Genomic DNA, 17,822 nt, shown 5'->3' with positions numbered 1-17,822 from the left:
TTTAACTCCTTGAAACAACGCATCGTGTTTCCGAAAATCGGTTATGATTTTTTGGGCCGACGTGCGCTGGTCAGGCGGATTTCCGGCCTGATTGAAGGGTGGTGGACAGAAGCGTTTGCATCGCCACGCTGTCTTCCAGCACCTGCCGCCGTCTGGTTTGCAGAATAGCGGCCTGTAGCCGATTGGATTCACGGGCGATGCTTTCCGCGGTCCACTGGCGCAGCGCCTGTTCGATGATCGGCTTGCGGCGGAAATGCAGATGCCGCCCCATTGTCTGCATGATTTGAGGCGGCTGCAGCCGTTTTTCATCCATTTCGGCGCGCATCGAATCCAGAAGCTGGAACTGCTTCAGGCATGCCTGCAGCACGAGAAAGATCGCGGTTTTCGAGCTGCTGATTTTTTGCATGGCGTGCAGAAAAGCGTTGAGATCACCGCCGAGGATGGCATCGACGGCGTCGTCAACCGAGATGGCGCTGGCATCGCCGATTATTTCGGTAACGTGATGTTCTTCGACCGTATCGAAGCCTCGGCAGTAAAGGGCAAGCTTGCGCACCTCGTTTCGGGAAGCGATCCTGTCGCCGCCGATCAACGCGATCAGCGCTTGTCGCGCGGGCGGCGTAATGCCGAGCTTCTCTGCACCGAGCTCCGTGTCGATCAATGCATTCAGGGCGCGGCTGTCATCGGCGTAGGAGGGGATCGTCATGACGGATCGGGCGGCTTCCGCGGTCTTGCGCAGCAGGGAACCCTTCTTGAGGTCACCGGCCTCGACGATCAGATAGGCGGCTTCGAGTGGTTTTTCGGCCAGCAGTGCCAAGGAATCGACGAGGTATTTCTCGTTGGCGACACCGCGGATCCAGATTAGTTTCTCGCCGCCGAACAGACCGATCGACTGGACCTCGTCTACCAACCGACCGGGGTCTTTCTGCAGGTCGCCGATATCGAGCTTGGTCAGCGAGAAGGGATCATCGAGAGCAACACCGCTCTTGCCGGCGAGCAGGCTTGCCCGTTCGGAAACAAGACCACGATCCGGCCCGTAGATGACGTAAATCCGATAGTTCCGCGCCGATTTCTGCAGGAACGTCTCGAATTCGTGGGATTTTATCTCTGCCACATCTCCGCCCTCAGCGGCTGAGGGCAGCGGCGATATCGGCTCCCACGAATTCCGCCACCTGATCCGCCGCGCGGTTCTGGGCATCACGGATCGCGCGCTGCTTGGCGAATTCCTGTTCGGAAAAATCCACCAGCGCCGTGGTAGCGCGACTGCCGGCCTTGATCACGTGATTGTCGCTCGCCGAACGCAGCGTGTAGGTGACGCTGACGGTCACACGGCCGGCGCGCGACGTGTCCGAGGAATCCGTCAGGAGCGTATCGGTAACAGACGAGGTAGCGCGAATCTCAACCTGATATTGCGGGTTTACCGCTTCACCGGCACCGCGCGACGCAAGGAAGATAAGGCGATTGCGCACCTGCTGCTCGACGCGGCTGCTTGCTGGGGAAAAGCCGACCGAGGAAAGCTTTTCGACGACACCGGAACTCTCGGAATAGAGCGGTCGGACCTGGCAGGCGGAGAGAAAAGCCGCCGAGGCAAGGATCATGGCGATGCCGGCATTGCGGGCCAGCTTGCAAGCGATATCAAACGACAATGTTTACAATCCTTTGGGGAACCACGATGATCTTCTTCGGTGCCTGTCCGTTCAGCGCGTTCTTCACCGCATCCAGATCCAGCACAGCGTTGGTGACGGCATTCTGATCTGCATCGCGAGAAATTGTCAATTCAGCGCGTTTCTTGCCGTTGATCTGTACCGGCAAGACGACATCGTTTTCGATGACGAGTGTTTCGTCGTATCGCGGCCAGCTTGTCCGGGCAAGCAGGCCTTCATTGCCGAGCGCGGCCCAGCATTCCTCAGCCAGATGCGGCGTCATCGGAGAGACGAGCTGAATCAGAATCTCGGCGGCATCGCGCACCGCCGCGCGATAGGTGGCATCACCCTCACCTGCCGCAACCCTCGTCATCGGTGCGGCCAGCGCGTTGACGAGTTCATAAATTCGGGCAACGGCCTTGTTGAACCAGAGCTTGTCATAGTCGTTCTCGACAGCCTTCAACGTCTTGTGGGCGGCCTGGGAGATCGACAACGCCTCCCCATCGGTTGCCGGCGCAGGTACCACGGCGGAGAGCGCGTCGGCTGCTTCGGAAATCAAGCGCCACAGACGCTGAGTGAAACGATGAGCGCCTTCGACGCCCGCTTCGGACCAGATGACGTCACGCTCGGGTGGAGAGTCGGACAGAACGAAGAAACGGGCGGTATCGGCGCCGTAGGAGGCGATGATATCGTCGGGATCGACAACGTTCTTTTTCGATTTCGACATCTTCTCGATCGAGCCGATCGCAACTTCCTCATTGTTCGCCAACAGGAAGGCTCGGCGTTTGCCGTCGAGTTCGTCGATGCGGATATCGGCGGGTGCCACCCATTCGCGATTGGCGCCGGCGCCGCGGCTATAGGTTTCGTGGACCACCATGCCCTGGGTGAAAAGACCTTTGAAAGGTTCGGTGGCGGCGACGTGACCGGTCTCGCGCATGGCGCGGGTGAAGAAGCGGGAATAGAGCAAGTGCAGGATCGCGTGCTCGATGCCGCCAATATACTGGTCGACCGGCAGCCAGCGGTTTGCCGCCTCCGGATCGGTCGGCTTTCCTTCCCAGGGCGCGGTAAAGCGGGTGAAATACCAGCTCGAATCGACGAAGGTATCCATCGTATCCGTCTCGCGGCGGGCATCCTTGCTGCAGTTCGGGCAGGAGACATGGCGCCAGGTCGGATGACGGTCGAGCGGATTGCCCGGCAGGTCGAAGGTGACGTCGTCGGGCAGCTTAACCGGCAGGTCCGCCTTCGGCACCGGCACGACGCCGCAATCATCGCAATGGATGACCGGGATCGGGCAGCCCCAATAACGCTGGCGGGAAATGCCCCAGTCGCGCAGTCGGAAATTGACCTTGCGTTCGCCCTGCGGCGCATTGCCGAGCGAAGCGGCCGACAGCCGGTCGGCAACGATATTGAAGGCTTCCTCGGTCGTCTTGCCGTCGAGGAAGCGCGAATTGATCATCACGCCATCGCCGTCATAGGCGGTATCGCCGACGGCAAAGCTTGCCGCATCGCCATCCCTCGGCATGACGACTGCCACCACCGGCAGGCCATATTTGCGTGCAAAATCAAGGTCGCGCTGATCGCCCGATGGGCAGCCGAAGATGGCGCCCGTGCCGTAATCCATCAGGACGAAATTGGCGATATAGACAGGCAGCTCCCAGGAGGGATCAAGCGGATGCCTGACGCGGATACCGGTATCCATGCCCTTCTTTTCGGCGGTCTCGAGTGCTGCGAGCGAGGTGCCGGCGCGGCGGCACTCGTCGCAGAAGGCGTCGATATCAGGGTTCTTCGCGGCGGCATCCTTCGCCAGCGGATGATCGGCGGCGATCGCCAGGAAGGAAGCGCCGAACAGCGTGTCCGGCCGGGTGGTATAGACCGTCACTTCGCTCTCGCCGGCAGGTGCCGTTTCCGGCACGATCTCCCAGCGGATCGTCAGGCCTTCCGAACGGCCGATCCAATTCTTCTGCATCAGACGCACTTTTTCCGGCCACTGGTCGAGGGTATCCAGTGCGTCCAGCAGATCCTGGCTGAAGTCGGTGATCTTGAAGAACCATTGCGTCAGTTCGCGCTGTTCGACCAGCGCACCGGAACGCCAGCCGCGGCCATCGATCACCTGTTCGTTGGCGAGCACGGTGTTGTCGACAGGATCCCAGTTCACCTTCGACTGCTTGCGATAGACCAGGCCCTTTTCCAGGAAATCCAGGAAGAGGTGCTGCTGATGCTGGTAATATTCGACGTCGCAGGTGGCAAACTCACGGCTCCAGTCCAGTGAAAGCCCCATGGCCTTCAGCTGCGCCTTCATCGAGCCGATATTCTGGTGCGTCCAGGAAGCGGGATGCACGCCGCGCTCCATGGCGGCATTCTCCGCCGGCATGCCGAAGGCGTCCCAGCCCATCGGATGCAGCACGTTGTAACCGCGGGCGCGCTTGTAGCGGGCGACGACGTCGCCCATGGCGTAATTGCGGACATGACCCATATGGATGCGCCCCGACGGATAGGGGAACATTTCGAGGACGTAATATTTTTCGCGCGGATCGGCGTTGTCGGTCTCGAAGACCTTGTCTTCATTCCATTTCTGCTGCCAGCGGGGCTCGGCATCGCGCGGGTTATAACGTTCGGTGGCCATGGTATTCGTATTTCCGGAAAATCAGGGGAGTTGGTCGAGACCTTCACCATGAAACCACCGTAGCGTCAAGTTTTGCAGGCGCTGCAAGCGTCCGATCTTGATCACGCGCAAGCGATTTCGCGAAGGCGGGCCTTGGCAAGCACAGGTTGGCTGGTTAGTTCATTGCCAATCCTTTCATGTTGGTATGTCGAGGCAAAACGATGGAACTTCAAGAGCGGTTGAACGACGTGCGGTCGCGGATCGCCGCCGCGGAACGCGAAGCAGGCCGATCGGCGGGCTCCGTTCAGCTCGTCGCGGTGTCGAAGACTTTCGAGGCGGACGCGATCCGCCCGGCCATCGAAGCCGGGCAGCGTGTGTTCGGGGAAAACCGGGTGCAGGAAAGCCAGGGCAAGTGGCCGGCGCTGAAGGCCGAGCATCAGGATATCGAGCTGCATCTGATCGGACCGCTGCAATCGAACAAGGCGGCGGATGCCGTCGCACTTTTCGACGTCATCGAGACGGTGGACCGGGAAAAGATCGCCCGCGCACTTGCCGAGGAGATGAGGCGGCAGGGCAAGGCGCTGCGGCTCTATGTCCAGGTCAATACCGGGCTTGAACCGCAGAAGGCGGGTATTGCTCCTGACGACACTCCGGCCTTCGTCGCCGTCTGCCGCGAGGGGCTCGGCCTTTCGATCGAAGGTTTGATGTGCATTCCGCCGGCCGAGGAAAATCCCGGGCCGCATTTCGCTCTGCTGGCAAAGCTCGCGCTCAAATGCGGCGTCGAAAAACTTTCCATGGGCATGTCGGGCGACTACGGGACGGCTATCGCCTTCGGCGCCACCAGCGTGCGGGTGGGATCAGCGATTTTCGGCACGCGCTGAAACGCTGCTTTGGTCGGGCTTCCTGTTCCCCTCAATGCCGCCTAGATTAGGTTTGCATGTCCTGGGGAGGAGCAGATGCGGAACGGCTATCATCAGGCCTATGCGGCCTGGAAACGCGATCCCGAAGCCTTCTGGCGCGAAGCGGCCAGTGACATCGACTGGTTCAAGCCAGCGGAACGGGTGTTCTCGCCGAATGACGGCGTCTATGGCCGTTGGTTCTCAGACGCGGAAACCAACACCTGCCACAATTGCCTGGACCGGCATGTGGCTGCCGGCCGCGGCGGCGAGACGGCGGTCATCTTCGACAGCGCAATGAACGGCGAGAAGCGCCGTTTTACCTATGATGAGCTGCTTCGGGAGGTGATGGCCATCGCGGCAGCGTTGGTCGAGCGCGGCATCGGCAAAGGCGATCGCGTCATCCTTTATATGCCGATGGTGCCGCAGGCGGTCTTTTCGATGCTCGCCTGCGCCCGCATCGGTGCGGTTCACTCCGTCGTTTTCGGCGGGTTTGCCGCCAGCGAACTTGCGGCGCGCATCGACGATTGCGCTGCGAAGCTGGTGATCACCGCGAGCTGCGGGCTCGAGCCCGGCCGCATCGTCGCCTACAAACCACTGGTCGATCAGGCGATCGAGATCGCGCATTCGAAGCCGGAGCACTGTCTGGTGCTGCAGCGGCCGGAGCTTCGGGCAGATCTCGTCAGCCGCCGCGATCAGGATTTCGAGGCGGCGGTGGCGCGGCATCGTGGCAATAAGATCGCCTGTGTCTCCGTCAAGGCGACCGATCCGCTCTACATCCTCTATACCTCGGGCACGACGGGCCAGCCGAAGGGCGCCGTGCGTGACAATGGCGGCCATATGGTCGCGCTCAACTGGTCGATGCGGAATATCTACGGCTTGAAGCCGGGCGAGGTCTTCTGGACGGCTTCGGATATCGGCTGGGTCGTCGGGCATTCCTATATCGTCTATGCCCCGCTGCTATCAGGCGTAACCACTCTGATCTTCGAGGGAAAACCGGTCGGCACTCCGGATGCCGGCACATTCTGGCGCATCGTTTCGGAATATCAGGTGCGGGTGCTCTTCACGGCGCCGACGGCATTCCGCGCCATCCGGCGGGAGGACGGTGACGGTGAACTGATGCGCCAATATCCCATGCCGGATTTGCGCGCACTGTTTCTTGCCGGCGAGAGGGCGGATCCGGAGACGTTGAAATGGGCCGAGCGCATGCTTGGCATACCCGTCATCGACCATTGGTGGCAGACGGAGACCGGCTGGCCGATCGCCGCAAATCCGCTCGGTCTCGGCGCCCTTCCCGTCAAGCACGGGTCGCCGGCGCTGCCGATGCCCGGCTACGATATTGCGGTGCTCGACGATGCCGGTCATCCGATCGAGGCGGGAACGCTCGGCAATATCGTCGTGAAGCTGCCCCTGCCGCCCGGCTGCCTGCCGACCCTCTGGAACGCCGACGAGCGTTTTCGCTCGGCCTATCTCGATGAGTTTCCCGGCTATTACAAGACGGCCGATGCCGGCTATGTCGATGAGGACGGCTATCTCTTCATCATGTCGCGCACCGACGACATCATCAATTGCGCCGGTCATCGTCTCTCGACGGGGGCGATGGAGGAGGTCTGCGCGCGTCATCCAGATGTCGCCGAATGCGCGGTCATCGGCGTGATCGATGCGCTGAAGGGTCAGGCGCCCTGCGGTTTCCAGGTGCTGAAACGACATGTTTCCCGTGACGCGACGGCGATCGAATCAGAGGTCGTGGCGATGATTCGTGATTCGATCGGGCCTGTCGCCGCCTTCAAGACGGCCATCACCGTTAACCGGTTACCGAAGACACGCTCCGGCAAAATACTGCGCGGCACGATGCAGAAGATCGCCGACGGCATACCCTGGAAAATGCCTGCAACTATCGATGATCCAACGATTTTAGAGGAAATTGCCGAGGCGCTGCGCGGACGCGGTTTAGGCTCCTTGCCGATGTGAATTAAACTTTCGGTAAGCCTAATTGAGGAATTGTTAACCATGTTGATGCAAGCATTTGTTAACGGCAATGGCTTGCATAGCAGGCTTTGCATGACGCGGTCGCCGTTACCGGCTTAGTCCGGATTGCCCCTTTCTCAACGATTGTGGAACGGATCATGACAAGCATCCTCACCAACAACGCTGCCATGGCAGCGCTGCAGACTTTGCGCGGCGTAAACGATAGCCTCAAGGACACCCAAGGTCGCGTTTCATCGGGTTATCGTGTCGAAAAGGCGGCGGACAATGCCGCCTATTGGTCGATTGCGACGACCATGCGTTCTGACAACAAGGCGCTTTCGGCCGTCTCCGATGCGCTCGGACTTGGTGCAGCCAAGGTCGATACCGCCTATTCGGCCATGGATAGCGCGCTCGATGTCGTCAGCGAAATCAAGGCCAAGATCGTCGCCGCCACGGAAAAGGGTGTCGACAAGACGAAGATCCAGCAGGAACTCGACCAGTTTCAGGAGCAGCTGCTCAGCATTGCCCAATCGGCGTCCTTCTCCGGCGAAAACTGGGTTGCCGGCGCCTCCGGCACGAAGAGCGTCGTCTCGTCCTTCGTGCGCGATGGCAGCAATGCCGTTTCGGTCAAGACGACGGACTACGTGCTCAATTCAGGCACGCTTGGAAATGTGCTTTTCGGCATGACGAGCACCGGTGCGATCGAGACGAGCAGCGGTATCATTGGTACGGCCTTCAACGGAACCTATGGCGGTACCGTCATCGTCATGCCGTCGATATATGCTCTCGACATCACCGGTTTCACTCAGGGTCAGCTCGACGCAGCCCTGGCCGGTATCGAACTGGTTCTCGGCGCCATGACCGCCGCCGGCTCGGCGCTCGGCTCGATCTCGACCCGTATCCAGCTGCAGGAAACGTTTGTCAGCGGCCTTCACGATTCGATCGACTCCGGCGTCGGACGCCTGGTCGATGCCGATATGGAGGAGGAATCGAGCAAGCTCACGGCGTTGCAGACGCAGCAGCAGCTTGCCATCCAGTCGCTTTCGATCGCCAATAGCTCGGCGCAGAACATCCTCACCCTGTTCCGCAACTAATCGAAACAGGCAATCCGCAACAAAAACCCCGCCGGTCAGCTCATACCGGCGGGGTTTTTCATTAGATCGTGATATCTCAGTACTGATCGTCGTCTTCGTCCTTCGGGGCCGAGCGCAGCGAGCTCAGCTTGCGGAAGACGGCGTCGGCATCGATTTCCTTTTCCTTTTCCTCCTCGCGCTCGTAGCTCGGGGTCAGGCGCTCGGTGTCCTGGGCCGATTGCAGCGTTGCGCCCAGCTCGGCAGCGGTCGGCAGCGGACGGCCCTTGGAGGCCTTTTCCACTTCCATGTCGAGATCGATCTGGCTGCAGAGGCCAAGCGTGACCGGATCCATCGGCGCCAGGTTGGCGGAGTTCCAGTGGGTGCGCTCGCGGATCTGCTCGATCGTCGATTTCGTCGTGCCGACGAGGCGGGAAATCTGCGCGTCCTTCAGCTCCGGATGGTTGCGAACGAGCCAGAGAATGGCGTTCGGGCGGTCCTGACGCTTGGAAACCGGCGTATAACGCGGACCGCGGCGCTTGGATTCCGGCACCCGCACCTTCGGTTCGGAAAGCTTCAGCTTGTGGTTCGGATTGGCCTCGGCGCGGGCAATCTCGTCGCGGGAAAGCTGTCCTGTCGAGATCGGGTCGAGGCCCTTGATGCCCTGCGCCGCTTCGCCGTCGGCGATCGCCTTGACTTCGAGCGGATGCAGTTTGCAGAACTGCGCGATCTGATCGAAAGACAGTGCCGTATTGTCGACGAGCCAAATGGCTGTCGCCTTCGGCATGAGCAGTGTTTGAGCCATGGATATAGTCCTTCTATCGTCCGCGCCGGTCGCGGTCCGTGGATTGTCACCACAATGTCCGGGAAATATGGCGCTATATAACCGCACTGTCGCAGAATTGCAATTCTTCCGAAATGAAATGACCTTTGTCTAATTGCCGTGGCGAGGCGAACTGCTATGAATTGCCGTGATTTCAAGTCCGGGCCATAGCTCACGCGGCCCGTCGCATGTCCCATGAGGAGGAGTTGCATGTCGGAGAAGATCTATCCGGTCACGAAGCCGGTGAAGGCGCGCGCCCTGATCGATAAGGAAAAGTACCTGAAATGGTATGAGGAAAGCGTCGAGAACCCCGACAAGTTCTGGGGCAAGCACGGCAAGCGGATCGACTGGTTCAAGCCCTATACCAAGGTCAAGAACACTTCCTTTACCGGCAAGGTTTCGATCAAGTGGTTCGAGGACGGTCAGACAAATGTCTCCTACAACTGCATCGACCGTCATCTGAAAACGAATGGCGACCAGGTGGCGATCATCTGGGAGGGCGACAACCCCTATATCGACAAGAAAGTCACCTATAACGAGCTCTACGAGCATGTCTGCCGGATGGCGAACGTGTTGAAGAAGCACGGCGTCAACAAGGGCGATCGCGTCACCATCTATATGCCGATGATCCCGGAAGCGGCCTATGCGATGCTCGCCTGCGCCCGCATCGGCGCGGTGCATTCGGTCGTCTTCGGCGGTTTCTCGCCCGAGGCGCTGGCCGGGCGCATCGTCGACTGCGAATCCACTTTCGTCATCACCTGCGACGAAGGCCTGCGCGGCGGCAAGCCGGTGCCGCTGAAGGACAACACCGATACGGCGATCCATATCGCCGCCCGCCAGCATGTTAATGTCAGCAAGGTGCTGGTCGTTCGCCGCACCGGCGGCAAGACCGGCTGGGCGCCCGGCCGCGACCTCTGGTATCACCAGGAGATTGCTACCGTGAAGGCGGAATGCCCGCCGGTGAAGATGAAGGCGGAAGATCCGCTCTTCATTCTTTATACGTCCGGCTCGACCGGCAAACCGAAGGGCGTGCTGCACACGACGGGCGGTTATCTCGTCTATGCGGCGATGACGCATGAATATGTCTTCGATTATCATCACGGCGACGTCTATTGGTGCACGGCCGATGTCGGCTGGGTGACCGGCCACTCCTATATCGTCTATGGGCCGCTTGCGAACTGCGCGACGACGCTGATGTTCGAGGGCGTGCCGAACTTCCCGGACCAGGGCCGTTTCTGGGAAGTCATCGACAAGCACAAGGTCAACATCTTCTATACGGCGCCGACGGCGATCCGCTCGCTGATGGGTGCCGGCGACGACTTCGTCACGCGCTCCTCGCGCTCTTCGCTGCGCCTGCTCGGCACGGTCGGCGAGCCGATCAATCCCGAGGCTTGGGAATGGTACTACAATGTCGTCGGCGACAAGCGTTGCCCTGTCATCGATACGTGGTGGCAGACGGAGACCGGTGGCCACATGATCACGCCGCTGCCTGGCGCCACCGATCTGAAGCCCGGTTCTGCGACGATCCCGTTCTTCGGCGTCAAGCCTGAGTTGGTCGACAATGAGGGCAAGGTGCTGGAAGGCCCTGCCGACGGCAATCTCTGCATCACCGACAGCTGGCCGGGCCAGATGCGCACGGTCTATGGCGATCACGAGCGCTTCATCCAGACCTATTTTTCGACCTACAAGGGCAAGTATTTCACCGGCGATGGCTGCCGGCGCGATGCGGACGGTTATTACTGGATCACCGGCCGCGTCGACGATGTGCTGAACGTCTCCGGCCACCGGCTCGGCACGGCGGAGGTGGAATCCGCCCTTGTCTCGCATAATCTGGTTTCGGAAGCCGCGGTCGTTGGTTATCCGCATCCGATCAAGGGCCAGGGCATTTATTGCTATGTGACGCTGATGTCCGGTCACGAGGGATCGGATACGCTTCGCCAGGAACTGGTGAAACATGTGCGGGCCGAAATCGGCCCGATCGCCGCGCCCGACAAGATCCAGTTTGCGCCCGGCCTGCCGAAGACCCGCTCCGGCAAGATCATGCGCCGCATCCTGCGCAAGATTGCCGAAGACGATTTCGGTGCGCTCGGCGATACCTCGACGCTCGCCGATCCGGCAGTCGTCGACGATCTGATCGCCAACCGGCAGAACAAGGCGACCGCCTGATAGATCGAGCCGTTCCGGTCCCTTTCGGGCTTCCGGGGCGGCTCTTTTGTTTCCGCGTATTCGATGCGTGGTTTACGGCATCCAAGCATGTTTATGGGCGAAGCCCTGAGACCATTCCCGGCGAGGTCACGCCTGCTAGATGTGGCTGAAATACCTGTCGCCTAAGATGTCGTTAGCCGGATTCTTAACTCCATTCTGCTGCGGCCGGAGAAGCCAATAGTAATATTGGCTTAGAAATCGATCGCCCTGCCATTGATTTCGTAATCGCCGAAACGCGCCGGCTCAGCTCCGCCGCGGCCGCCGATCTCCGGCGGCAGCTCCAGCGGCTTCTGGTTTTTTCGCCGCTCCTCGGCTTCGGCAAGGGCGCGTCTGGCAGCCGGGGACAGCATCTTGCGCGGCGGCTCGGATCCCCCGGCCGTCGGCGTTTCGCTGTTGTCGTTATCGGCGTCCTGCATGGCCGTCTCCTGCCGGAAATATTGAAAATGGCTGATGAATAACCAAATCATAATGCGCCGGTGCCGGGATTGAAAGCTTGTGGTGCCGAAATTGGAGATGGAGATCCGCCATGAACCTCGTTCGCACTGCCATGTTGCTTGCCTTCATGACGGCGCTTTTCATGTTTGTCGGCTTCCTGATCGGCGGTCGGGCCGGCATGATGATCGCATTCGTCATTGCCGCCGGCATGAATTTCTTCTCCTATTGGAATTCCGACCGCATGGTGCTTTCGGCCTATCGCGCCCAGGAGGTCGATGAGCGCAACGCGCCGGAATTCTTTGCGATCGTGCGCGACCTCGCCCGCAATGCCGGCCTGCCGATGCCGAAGGTTTATCTTTACGACAGCCCACAGCCGAATGCCTTCGCCACTGGCCGCAATCCCGACAATGCCGCCGTCGCCGCCTCGACCGGCCTGCTCAGCGCCTTATCTGCCGAGGAGGTCGCAGGCGTGATGGCGCATGAACTGGCCCACATCCAGTACCGCGACACGTTGACGATGACGATCACGGCAACGCTTGCCGGCGCGATCTCCATGCTCGGCAACTTCGCCTTCTTCTTCGGCGGCAACCGTGAGAACAACAGCAATCCTCTCGGCTTCGTCGGCGTCATCGTCGCGATGATCGTGGCGCCGCTCGCCGCCATGCTGGTGCAGATGGCGATCAGCCGCACCCGCGAATATTCGGCCGACCGCCGCGGCGCCGAGATCTGCGGCAATCCGCTCTGGCTTGCCTCGGCGCTCGGCAAGATCGCGCGCGGTGCTGCCCATGTGCCGAACGAGGATGCCGAGCGCAACCCGGCGACAGCGCATATGTTCATCATCAATCCGCTCTCCGGCGAGCGCATGGACAATCTGTTTTCGACGCATCCGAACACGGAAAACCGCATCGCCGCGCTGCACGACATGGCGCAAGGCGGCATGAATGTCTCGACGTCGCCGGCTCGTGCTGCTAATCCGTCGCGCAAATCGCGCTCTGTTCCGGATACGGGTCTTGGTCGCGGTGGTTCGCAACCGCCAAAAGGTCCGTGGTCTTGAATTCAGACGGCACGAAGAAGCCATTCCGCAAGCATAAGCCCTCCACCGAGCGATCCGCTCCGGCAAAGCCTGGCCTGCAGGCCCGGGCCGCGGCTGCAAAAATTCTTGCTGCCGTCGTCGACCGCAAGCTGCCGCTCGACGGTGCTCTCGATCATGAACACGGCAATCCGGCCTATAGGGCGCTCGGCGAAAGCGACCGGGCGCTCGTCCGCGCCATCCTGAACACGACGCTACGCCACCTGCCGCGCATCGATGCCGCGATTGCCGGGCTGCTGGATTCGCCGCTGCCGGAGGGCGCAAGGGCGCTGCATCACGTGCTCGCAATCGGAGCGGCGCAGATCCTCTATCTCGACGTCCCGGATCATTCTGCCGTCGATCTCGCCGTCGAGCAGGCCAATCAGGATCCCCGCAATCGCCGTTTTGCCAAGCTGGTCAATGCCATTCTTCGCCGGCTCGGCCGCGAGAAGGAACAGGTGCTTGATGAGATCGGCAAGGTCGCGCCGATGCCGGCCTGGTTCATCGCCAGGCTGGAAAAGGCCTATGGCCGGGACGCGGCGCTGGCAATTTCGGAATCCCAGCTCGAACCGGCTGCAATCGATCTGACCGTCAAGTCCGACCCCGAAGGCTGGGCGAAGCGGCTGAACGGCGTTGTTTTGCCCACAGGCGGCATTCGTCTCGCCGCCTTCGACGGCGGCATCCCCTCGCTCGAAGGCTTCGACGAGGGCGCGTGGTGGGTGCAGGATGCGGCGGCAAGCATACCGGCGAAGCTTTTCGGCGATCTCTCAGGCAGACGCACCGCCGATCTCTGTGCGGCGCCCGGCGGCAAGACAGCGCAGCTCATCCTTGCCGGCGGTGCAGTCACCGCCCTCGACCAGTCGGAAAACCGGCTGAGACGGCTGCGGTCGAATCTCGACCGGCTCGGTCTCAAAGCGGAGACGATTGCGGCAGATCTGACGACATTCGAGCCGGCGGAGCGTTTTGACGCGATCCTACTCGATGCCCCTTGCTCTTCCACCGGCACGACGCGTCGGCACCCCGACGTGTTGTGGACCAAGGGAGCTGAGGATATCGCCAGGCTGGCGGCGCTGCAGGAACGGCTGCTGCGACACGCGCTAAGATTGCTGAAGCCGGGCGGCACGCTGGTTTTTTCGAATTGCTCGCTCGATCCTGTCGAGGGTGAGGACGTCGTCGCCCGTGTTCTTTCCGATACGGATGCGGTCGAGCGCGTTCCGATCGGCGCCGGTGACTGGCCGGGCCTTGAGACGGCGATCACGCCACTCGGCGAGTTCCGCACGCTTCCCACCATGCTGAAAATGCCTGACGGCATCGGCTCCGGCCTCGACGGCTTTTATGCGGCGGTGCTGCGGCGCGTGGCCTGATTGCAGGCTTGAGCGCTCGCGGCGAGCCTGGGCTGTACGAGGTGCTTCGTAGCCTCGTGTCACGCATGCCGTTCTCCAAACCGCCCGCGTGATTTCAGGTGAAACGCGTCAATGTGCGTATATTCGAACTTTGTCACGAATTAATTCATTGCGGACGATGAAATCGGCCACTTTTCACCTATTCTTAACCACGAGGGTCAATAGACAATAGAATATGCAGTCCGGTCGGCGTTTTGCGAGCATGTATGTTCGGGAGGCTTGGCGGCGCGCCTTGCGCCGCGTCGCGTTGTTGCGCCTGAAGCTCTTTCGCCATTCGATCAAGGTGCCGGAGCGTCTGATCGTCGCACCGACCGATCTGCGCAGCATCGATCCGCATGTGGCCGACGAGATCCTCAACGGACGGTTTCTCCTCGCCGGGCGCATGCTGGAAACCAACGAGAAGTCGCCCTTCACCTTCACCCTGCCCTCGCGCCCCTTCGCCATCCGTCTTCACAGCTTCGGCTGGCTGCGGCATATGCGGGCGAACAAGACGGAGCGTAGTTCGGCTGTCGCCCGCGCGATCGTCGACAGCTGGCTTTCCATCCATGCCGGTCGCATGGAGGGGATTGCCTGGGAAACCGACGTCACCGCCCAGCGCGTTATTGCCTGGCTGTCGCATTCGCCGGTGGTACTGCAGAATGCCGACCGCGGCTTTTATCGCCGCTTCATGAAGTCGCTGGCGTTCCAGGTGAGGTTCCTGCACCGGATGGCGCCGTTCACCCTCGGCGGCCTGGAGCTGTTTCGGCTGCGTATCGCGCTGGCCATGGCCTCCGTCGCCATGCCGGCGCGCGCCTCTACGCTCAGAAGGGCGGCGCAGGCGCTCGACCGCCAATTCGATAGCCAGATTCTGCCGGATGGCGGTCATATCTCGCGCAATCCGCGCGTCGGGCTGGAATTGCTGCTCGATCTGCTGCCGCTCCGGCAGACCTATGTCAATCTCGGCCATGACCTGCCGCAGAAGCTGATCTCCGGCATAGACCGCATCTATCCGGCGCTGCGATTCTTTCGCCATCAGGACGGAGACCTGGCGCTCTTCAACGGGGCGACCTCCACGCTCGCAAACGAGCTGATGTCGGTGCTCAGATATGACGAGACCGCCGGTCAGCCGTTCAAGGCTTTGCCGCATTCGCGTTATCAGCGGCTTTCCGGGGGCAAGACGGTGATCATTGCCGATACCGGCACGCCGCCTTCGGGAGGCGCGCTTCGGACCGCGCATGCCGGCAGCCTCTCCTTCGAGATGTCGTCCGGACGTCATCGCTTCATCGTCAATTCGGGTTCGCCGAAATTTGCCGGGCATCGTTATGTCCAGATGGCGCGCACGACGGCGGCGCATTCGACCGTTATCCTCAACGACACCTCGTCCAGCCGCTTTTCGCCTTCGCCCTTCCTGAACCACGCAATCACCGAACCGGTGAGGACAATCACCGTCGAGCGTGCCGAAACCGAAGACGGACGCGACGGCATAAAGCTCAGCCATGACGGTTATCTCAGGGTGTTCGGGGTGCTGCACGAGCGTGAGCTGACACTCAATGCCGCAGGTTCGATCGTGACCGGCCGCGACCGGCTCGTCGTCCGCAAAGGATATGAGAGTGACGAGCCCCTGAAGGCCGTCGCCCGTTTTCATATCCATCCTTCGATCGTCCTGCATCAGAGTGACGGGGAGTCCGTGCTGCTGACGGCGCCGGACGGCGAAAGCTGGCTGTTTTCCGCACCCGGCAATGAAGTGCTGATCGCCGAGGATATCTTCTTTGCCGACAGCTCCGGCATCTGCGGCTCGGACCAGATCGAGATCGATTTCGATCTTGCCGAGAAGACCGAAATCCGCTGGTTTTTGTCCCGCAAAGGCTAGAAGCGGATGATTTTGAGCCGAGCGGCCAAAATCGGGATCGCATCCACATCAAAGAAGTAAAGTACGATGCCGTCCAAAAATGGCTCGTGCTTTTTGGCGTCATGCGCTGACGCCTGTTTGCGCGGCGGCAAAGCTGTGCTAACGCGGCGCCAGCATGCGAACATCCCTTGCGGATGTCCTCCCGAAGCCCGAACGGAGAAGGTTTCATGGCCGTCATTTCCAAGAAGATCCCCACCCCCGACAAGGTCGAAATCAAGACTGCGCTCATCTCCGTCTTCGACAAGACCGGGATCGTCGACCTCGCCCACGCCTTGTCTGCCAGAGGTGTGCGCCTGCTTTCGACCGGCGGCACGTTTAAAGCTATCACCGCTGCCGGTCTTGCAGTCACCGATGTCTCCGAAATCACCGGTTTTCCGGAGATCATGGATGGGCGTGTGAAGACGCTGCATCCAACGGTGCATGGCGGCCTGCTGGCGATCCGTGACGACAGCGAACACCAGGAAGCGATGAAAAAGCACGGCATCGAGGGTATCGACCTCGCCGTCATCAACCTCTACCCCTTCGAGGAGGTGCGCGCAGCCGGCGGCGACTATCCGACGACCGTCGAGAATATCGATATCGGCGGTCCGGCGATGATCCGCGCATCGGCCAAGAATCATGCCTATGTGACGACCCTGACCGATCCAGCCGATTATGCCGAGCTGCTGGAGCAGCTTTCCGCAGATGACGGCAAGACCGCCTATGCCTTCCGCCAGCGCATGGCCGCCAAGGCCTATGCCCGCACCGCCGCCTATGATGCAATGATCTCCAACTGGTTCGCCGAGGCGCTGTCGATCGACATGCCGCGCCACCGGGTCATCGGCGGTGCGCTGAAGGAAGAGATGCGTTACGGCGAAAACCCGCACCAGAAGGCCGCCTTCTATGTGACCGGCGAGAAGCGTCCGGGTGTTTCGACGGCCGCTCTTCTCCAGGGCAAGCAGCTCTCCTACAACAATATCAACGATACGGATGCGGCCTACGAGCTCGTCGCCGAGTTCCTGCCGGAGAAGGCGCCGGCTTGCGCGATCATCAAGCACGCCAATCCCTGCGGCGTCGCCACCGGATCGAGCCTGGTCGAGGCCTATCGGCGGGCGCTTGCCTGCGATTCCGTTTCCGCCTTCGGCGGCATCATAGCGCTCAACCAGACGCTCGATGCCGAAACGGCCGAAGAGATCGTCAAGCTCTTCACCGAAGTGATTATCGCGCCGGATGTCACGGAGGAGGCGAAGGCGATCGTCGCCCGCAAACCGAACCTGCGGCTGTTGTCTGCCGGTGGCCTGCCCGATCCGCGTGCCGCGGGCCTGACGGCAAAGACCGTTTCCGGCGGGCTGCTGGTCCAGAGCCGCGACAACGGCATGGTCGAGGATCTGGAACTCAAGGTCGTCACCAGGCGCGCGCCGACGGCGCAGGAACTTGATGACATGAAGTTCGCCTTCAAGGTCGGCAAACATGTGAAGTCGAATGCCGTGGTCTATGCCAAGGACGGCCAGACGGCCGGCATCGGCGCCGGCCAGATGAGCCGGGTCGATTCCGCCCGCATCGCCGCGCTAAAGGCCGAAGAGGCCGCCAAGGCCCTTGGCCTTGCAGTCCCGATGACGCATGGCTCGGCGGTTGCCTCCGAGGCCTTCCTGCCTTTTGCCGACGGTCTTCTGTCGATGATCGCCGCAGGGGCGACGGCGGTTATCCAGCCGGGCGGCTCGATGCGCGACCAGGAAGTCATCGATGCCGCCAACGAACACGGCGTCGCAATGGTCTTTACCGGCATGCGCCATTTCCGGCACTGATCGGGTGCCGGCGGTGGCCGGCGCTCTTCCTCGAGCAGG

The 17,822-nt window shown here is 61.2% G+C and carries 13 protein-coding genes; 8 read left to right on the top strand and 5 right to left on the bottom strand.

Translation table 11 applies throughout. From position 1 onward, the window contains the following. Positions 1-70 precede the first annotated feature (70 nt). From holA to leuS, 3 genes are read right to left on the bottom strand one after another with little or no spacing between them, the layout of a single operon-like run. Positions 71-1,111: a DNA polymerase III subunit delta gene (gene holA, locus RlegSU303_RS22585; RefSeq protein ID WP_231283330.1), complete on the bottom strand. Its 1,041-nt coding sequence runs from the start codon at positions 1,109-1,111 to the stop codon at positions 71-73. 10 nt (positions 1,112-1,121) lie between these two features. Then, complete coding sequence (lptE, locus tag RlegSU303_RS22580; protein ID WP_065281676.1) at positions 1,122-1,643, bottom strand: LPS assembly lipoprotein LptE; 522 nt, start codon at positions 1,641-1,643, stop codon at positions 1,122-1,124. After that, the gene (leuS, locus tag RlegSU303_RS22575) at positions 1,633-4,263 is read right to left on the bottom strand and encodes a leucine--tRNA ligase (RefSeq protein WP_231283329.1); all 2,631 of its coding nucleotides are present in this window, start codon (positions 4,261-4,263) and stop codon (positions 1,633-1,635) included. Before leuS ends, lptE begins: the two co-directional genes overlap by 11 nt. Positions 4,264-4,463: 200 nt before the next feature. On the opposite strand from leuS, the gene RlegSU303_RS22570 reads away from it, so the two are divergent. From RlegSU303_RS22570 to RlegSU303_RS22560, 3 genes are all read left to right on the top strand, one after another. Next, entirely contained in the window at positions 4,464-5,123 is a 660-nt protein-coding gene (locus tag RlegSU303_RS22570; protein WP_231283328.1) for a YggS family pyridoxal phosphate-dependent enzyme, read from the top strand. Positions 5,124-5,198: 75 nt separating this feature from the next. Beyond that, entirely contained in the window at positions 5,199-7,109 is a 1,911-nt protein-coding gene (locus tag RlegSU303_RS22565; protein WP_231283327.1) for a propionyl-CoA synthetase, read from the top strand. A gap of 155 nt (positions 7,110-7,264) precedes the next feature. Beyond that, positions 7,265-8,200, top strand: coding sequence for a flagellin N-terminal helical domain-containing protein (locus tag RlegSU303_RS22560; RefSeq protein ID WP_017962612.1), 936 nt, complete (start codon positions 7,265-7,267; stop codon positions 8,198-8,200). A 76-nt stretch (positions 8,201-8,276) separates the two neighbouring features. On the opposite strand, the gene RlegSU303_RS22555 is transcribed toward RlegSU303_RS22560, so the two are convergent. Further along, on the bottom strand, positions 8,277-8,981 hold the full coding sequence (locus RlegSU303_RS22555) for a DUF1013 domain-containing protein (RefSeq protein ID WP_032984599.1): 705 nt from the start codon (positions 8,979-8,981) through the stop codon (positions 8,277-8,279). A gap of 228 nt (positions 8,982-9,209) precedes the next feature. Here RlegSU303_RS22555 and acs point away from each other — a divergent pair, with 228 nt between their 5' ends. Further along, the gene (gene acs / locus RlegSU303_RS22550; protein WP_017962610.1) at positions 9,210-11,165 is read left to right on the top strand and encodes an acetate--CoA ligase; all 1,956 of its coding nucleotides are present in this window, start codon (positions 9,210-9,212) and stop codon (positions 11,163-11,165) included. Positions 11,166-11,395: 230 nt separating this feature from the next. Here acs and RlegSU303_RS22545 read toward each other — a convergent pair whose 3' ends face one another. Further along, entirely contained in the window at positions 11,396-11,620 is a 225-nt protein-coding gene (locus RlegSU303_RS22545) for a DUF1674 domain-containing protein (RefSeq protein ID WP_017962609.1), read from the bottom strand. A gap of 110 nt (positions 11,621-11,730) precedes the next feature. Here RlegSU303_RS22545 and htpX point away from each other — a divergent pair, with 110 nt between their 5' ends. The 4 genes from htpX (at position 11,731) to purH (ending at position 17,783) form a co-directional block, all read left to right on the top strand. Beyond that, the gene (gene htpX / locus RlegSU303_RS22540) at positions 11,731-12,693 is read left to right on the top strand and encodes a zinc metalloprotease HtpX (RefSeq protein ID WP_017962608.1); all 963 of its coding nucleotides are present in this window, start codon (positions 11,731-11,733) and stop codon (positions 12,691-12,693) included. Continuing rightward, positions 12,684-14,072 carry an RsmB/NOP family class I SAM-dependent RNA methyltransferase gene (locus RlegSU303_RS22535; protein ID WP_017962607.1) on the top strand — a complete coding sequence of 463 codons (1,389 nt, stop codon included), beginning with the start codon at positions 12,684-12,686 and terminating at the stop codon, positions 14,070-14,072. Before htpX ends, RlegSU303_RS22535 begins: the two co-directional genes overlap by 10 nt. Positions 14,073-14,286: 214 nt before the next feature. Next, positions 14,287-15,960 (top strand): heparinase II/III family protein, encoded by a 1,674-nt coding sequence (locus RlegSU303_RS22530; RefSeq protein WP_231283326.1) that lies wholly within the window; start codon positions 14,287-14,289, stop codon positions 15,958-15,960. A 206-nt stretch (positions 15,961-16,166) separates the two neighbouring features. Further along, the gene (purH, locus tag RlegSU303_RS22525) at positions 16,167-17,783 is read left to right on the top strand and encodes a bifunctional phosphoribosylaminoimidazolecarboxamide formyltransferase/IMP cyclohydrolase (protein WP_131620077.1); all 1,617 of its coding nucleotides are present in this window, start codon (positions 16,167-16,169) and stop codon (positions 17,781-17,783) included. Positions 17,784-17,822 lie beyond the last annotated feature (39 nt).

Source organism: Rhizobium sp. SU303 (assembly GCF_021052345.1).
GTDB classification, from domain to species: domain Bacteria; phylum Pseudomonadota; class Alphaproteobacteria; order Rhizobiales; family Rhizobiaceae; genus Rhizobium; species Rhizobium laguerreae.
Note: the sequence above shows the minus strand (reverse complement) of the source record. Positions and strands in the feature narration are given on the sequence as shown.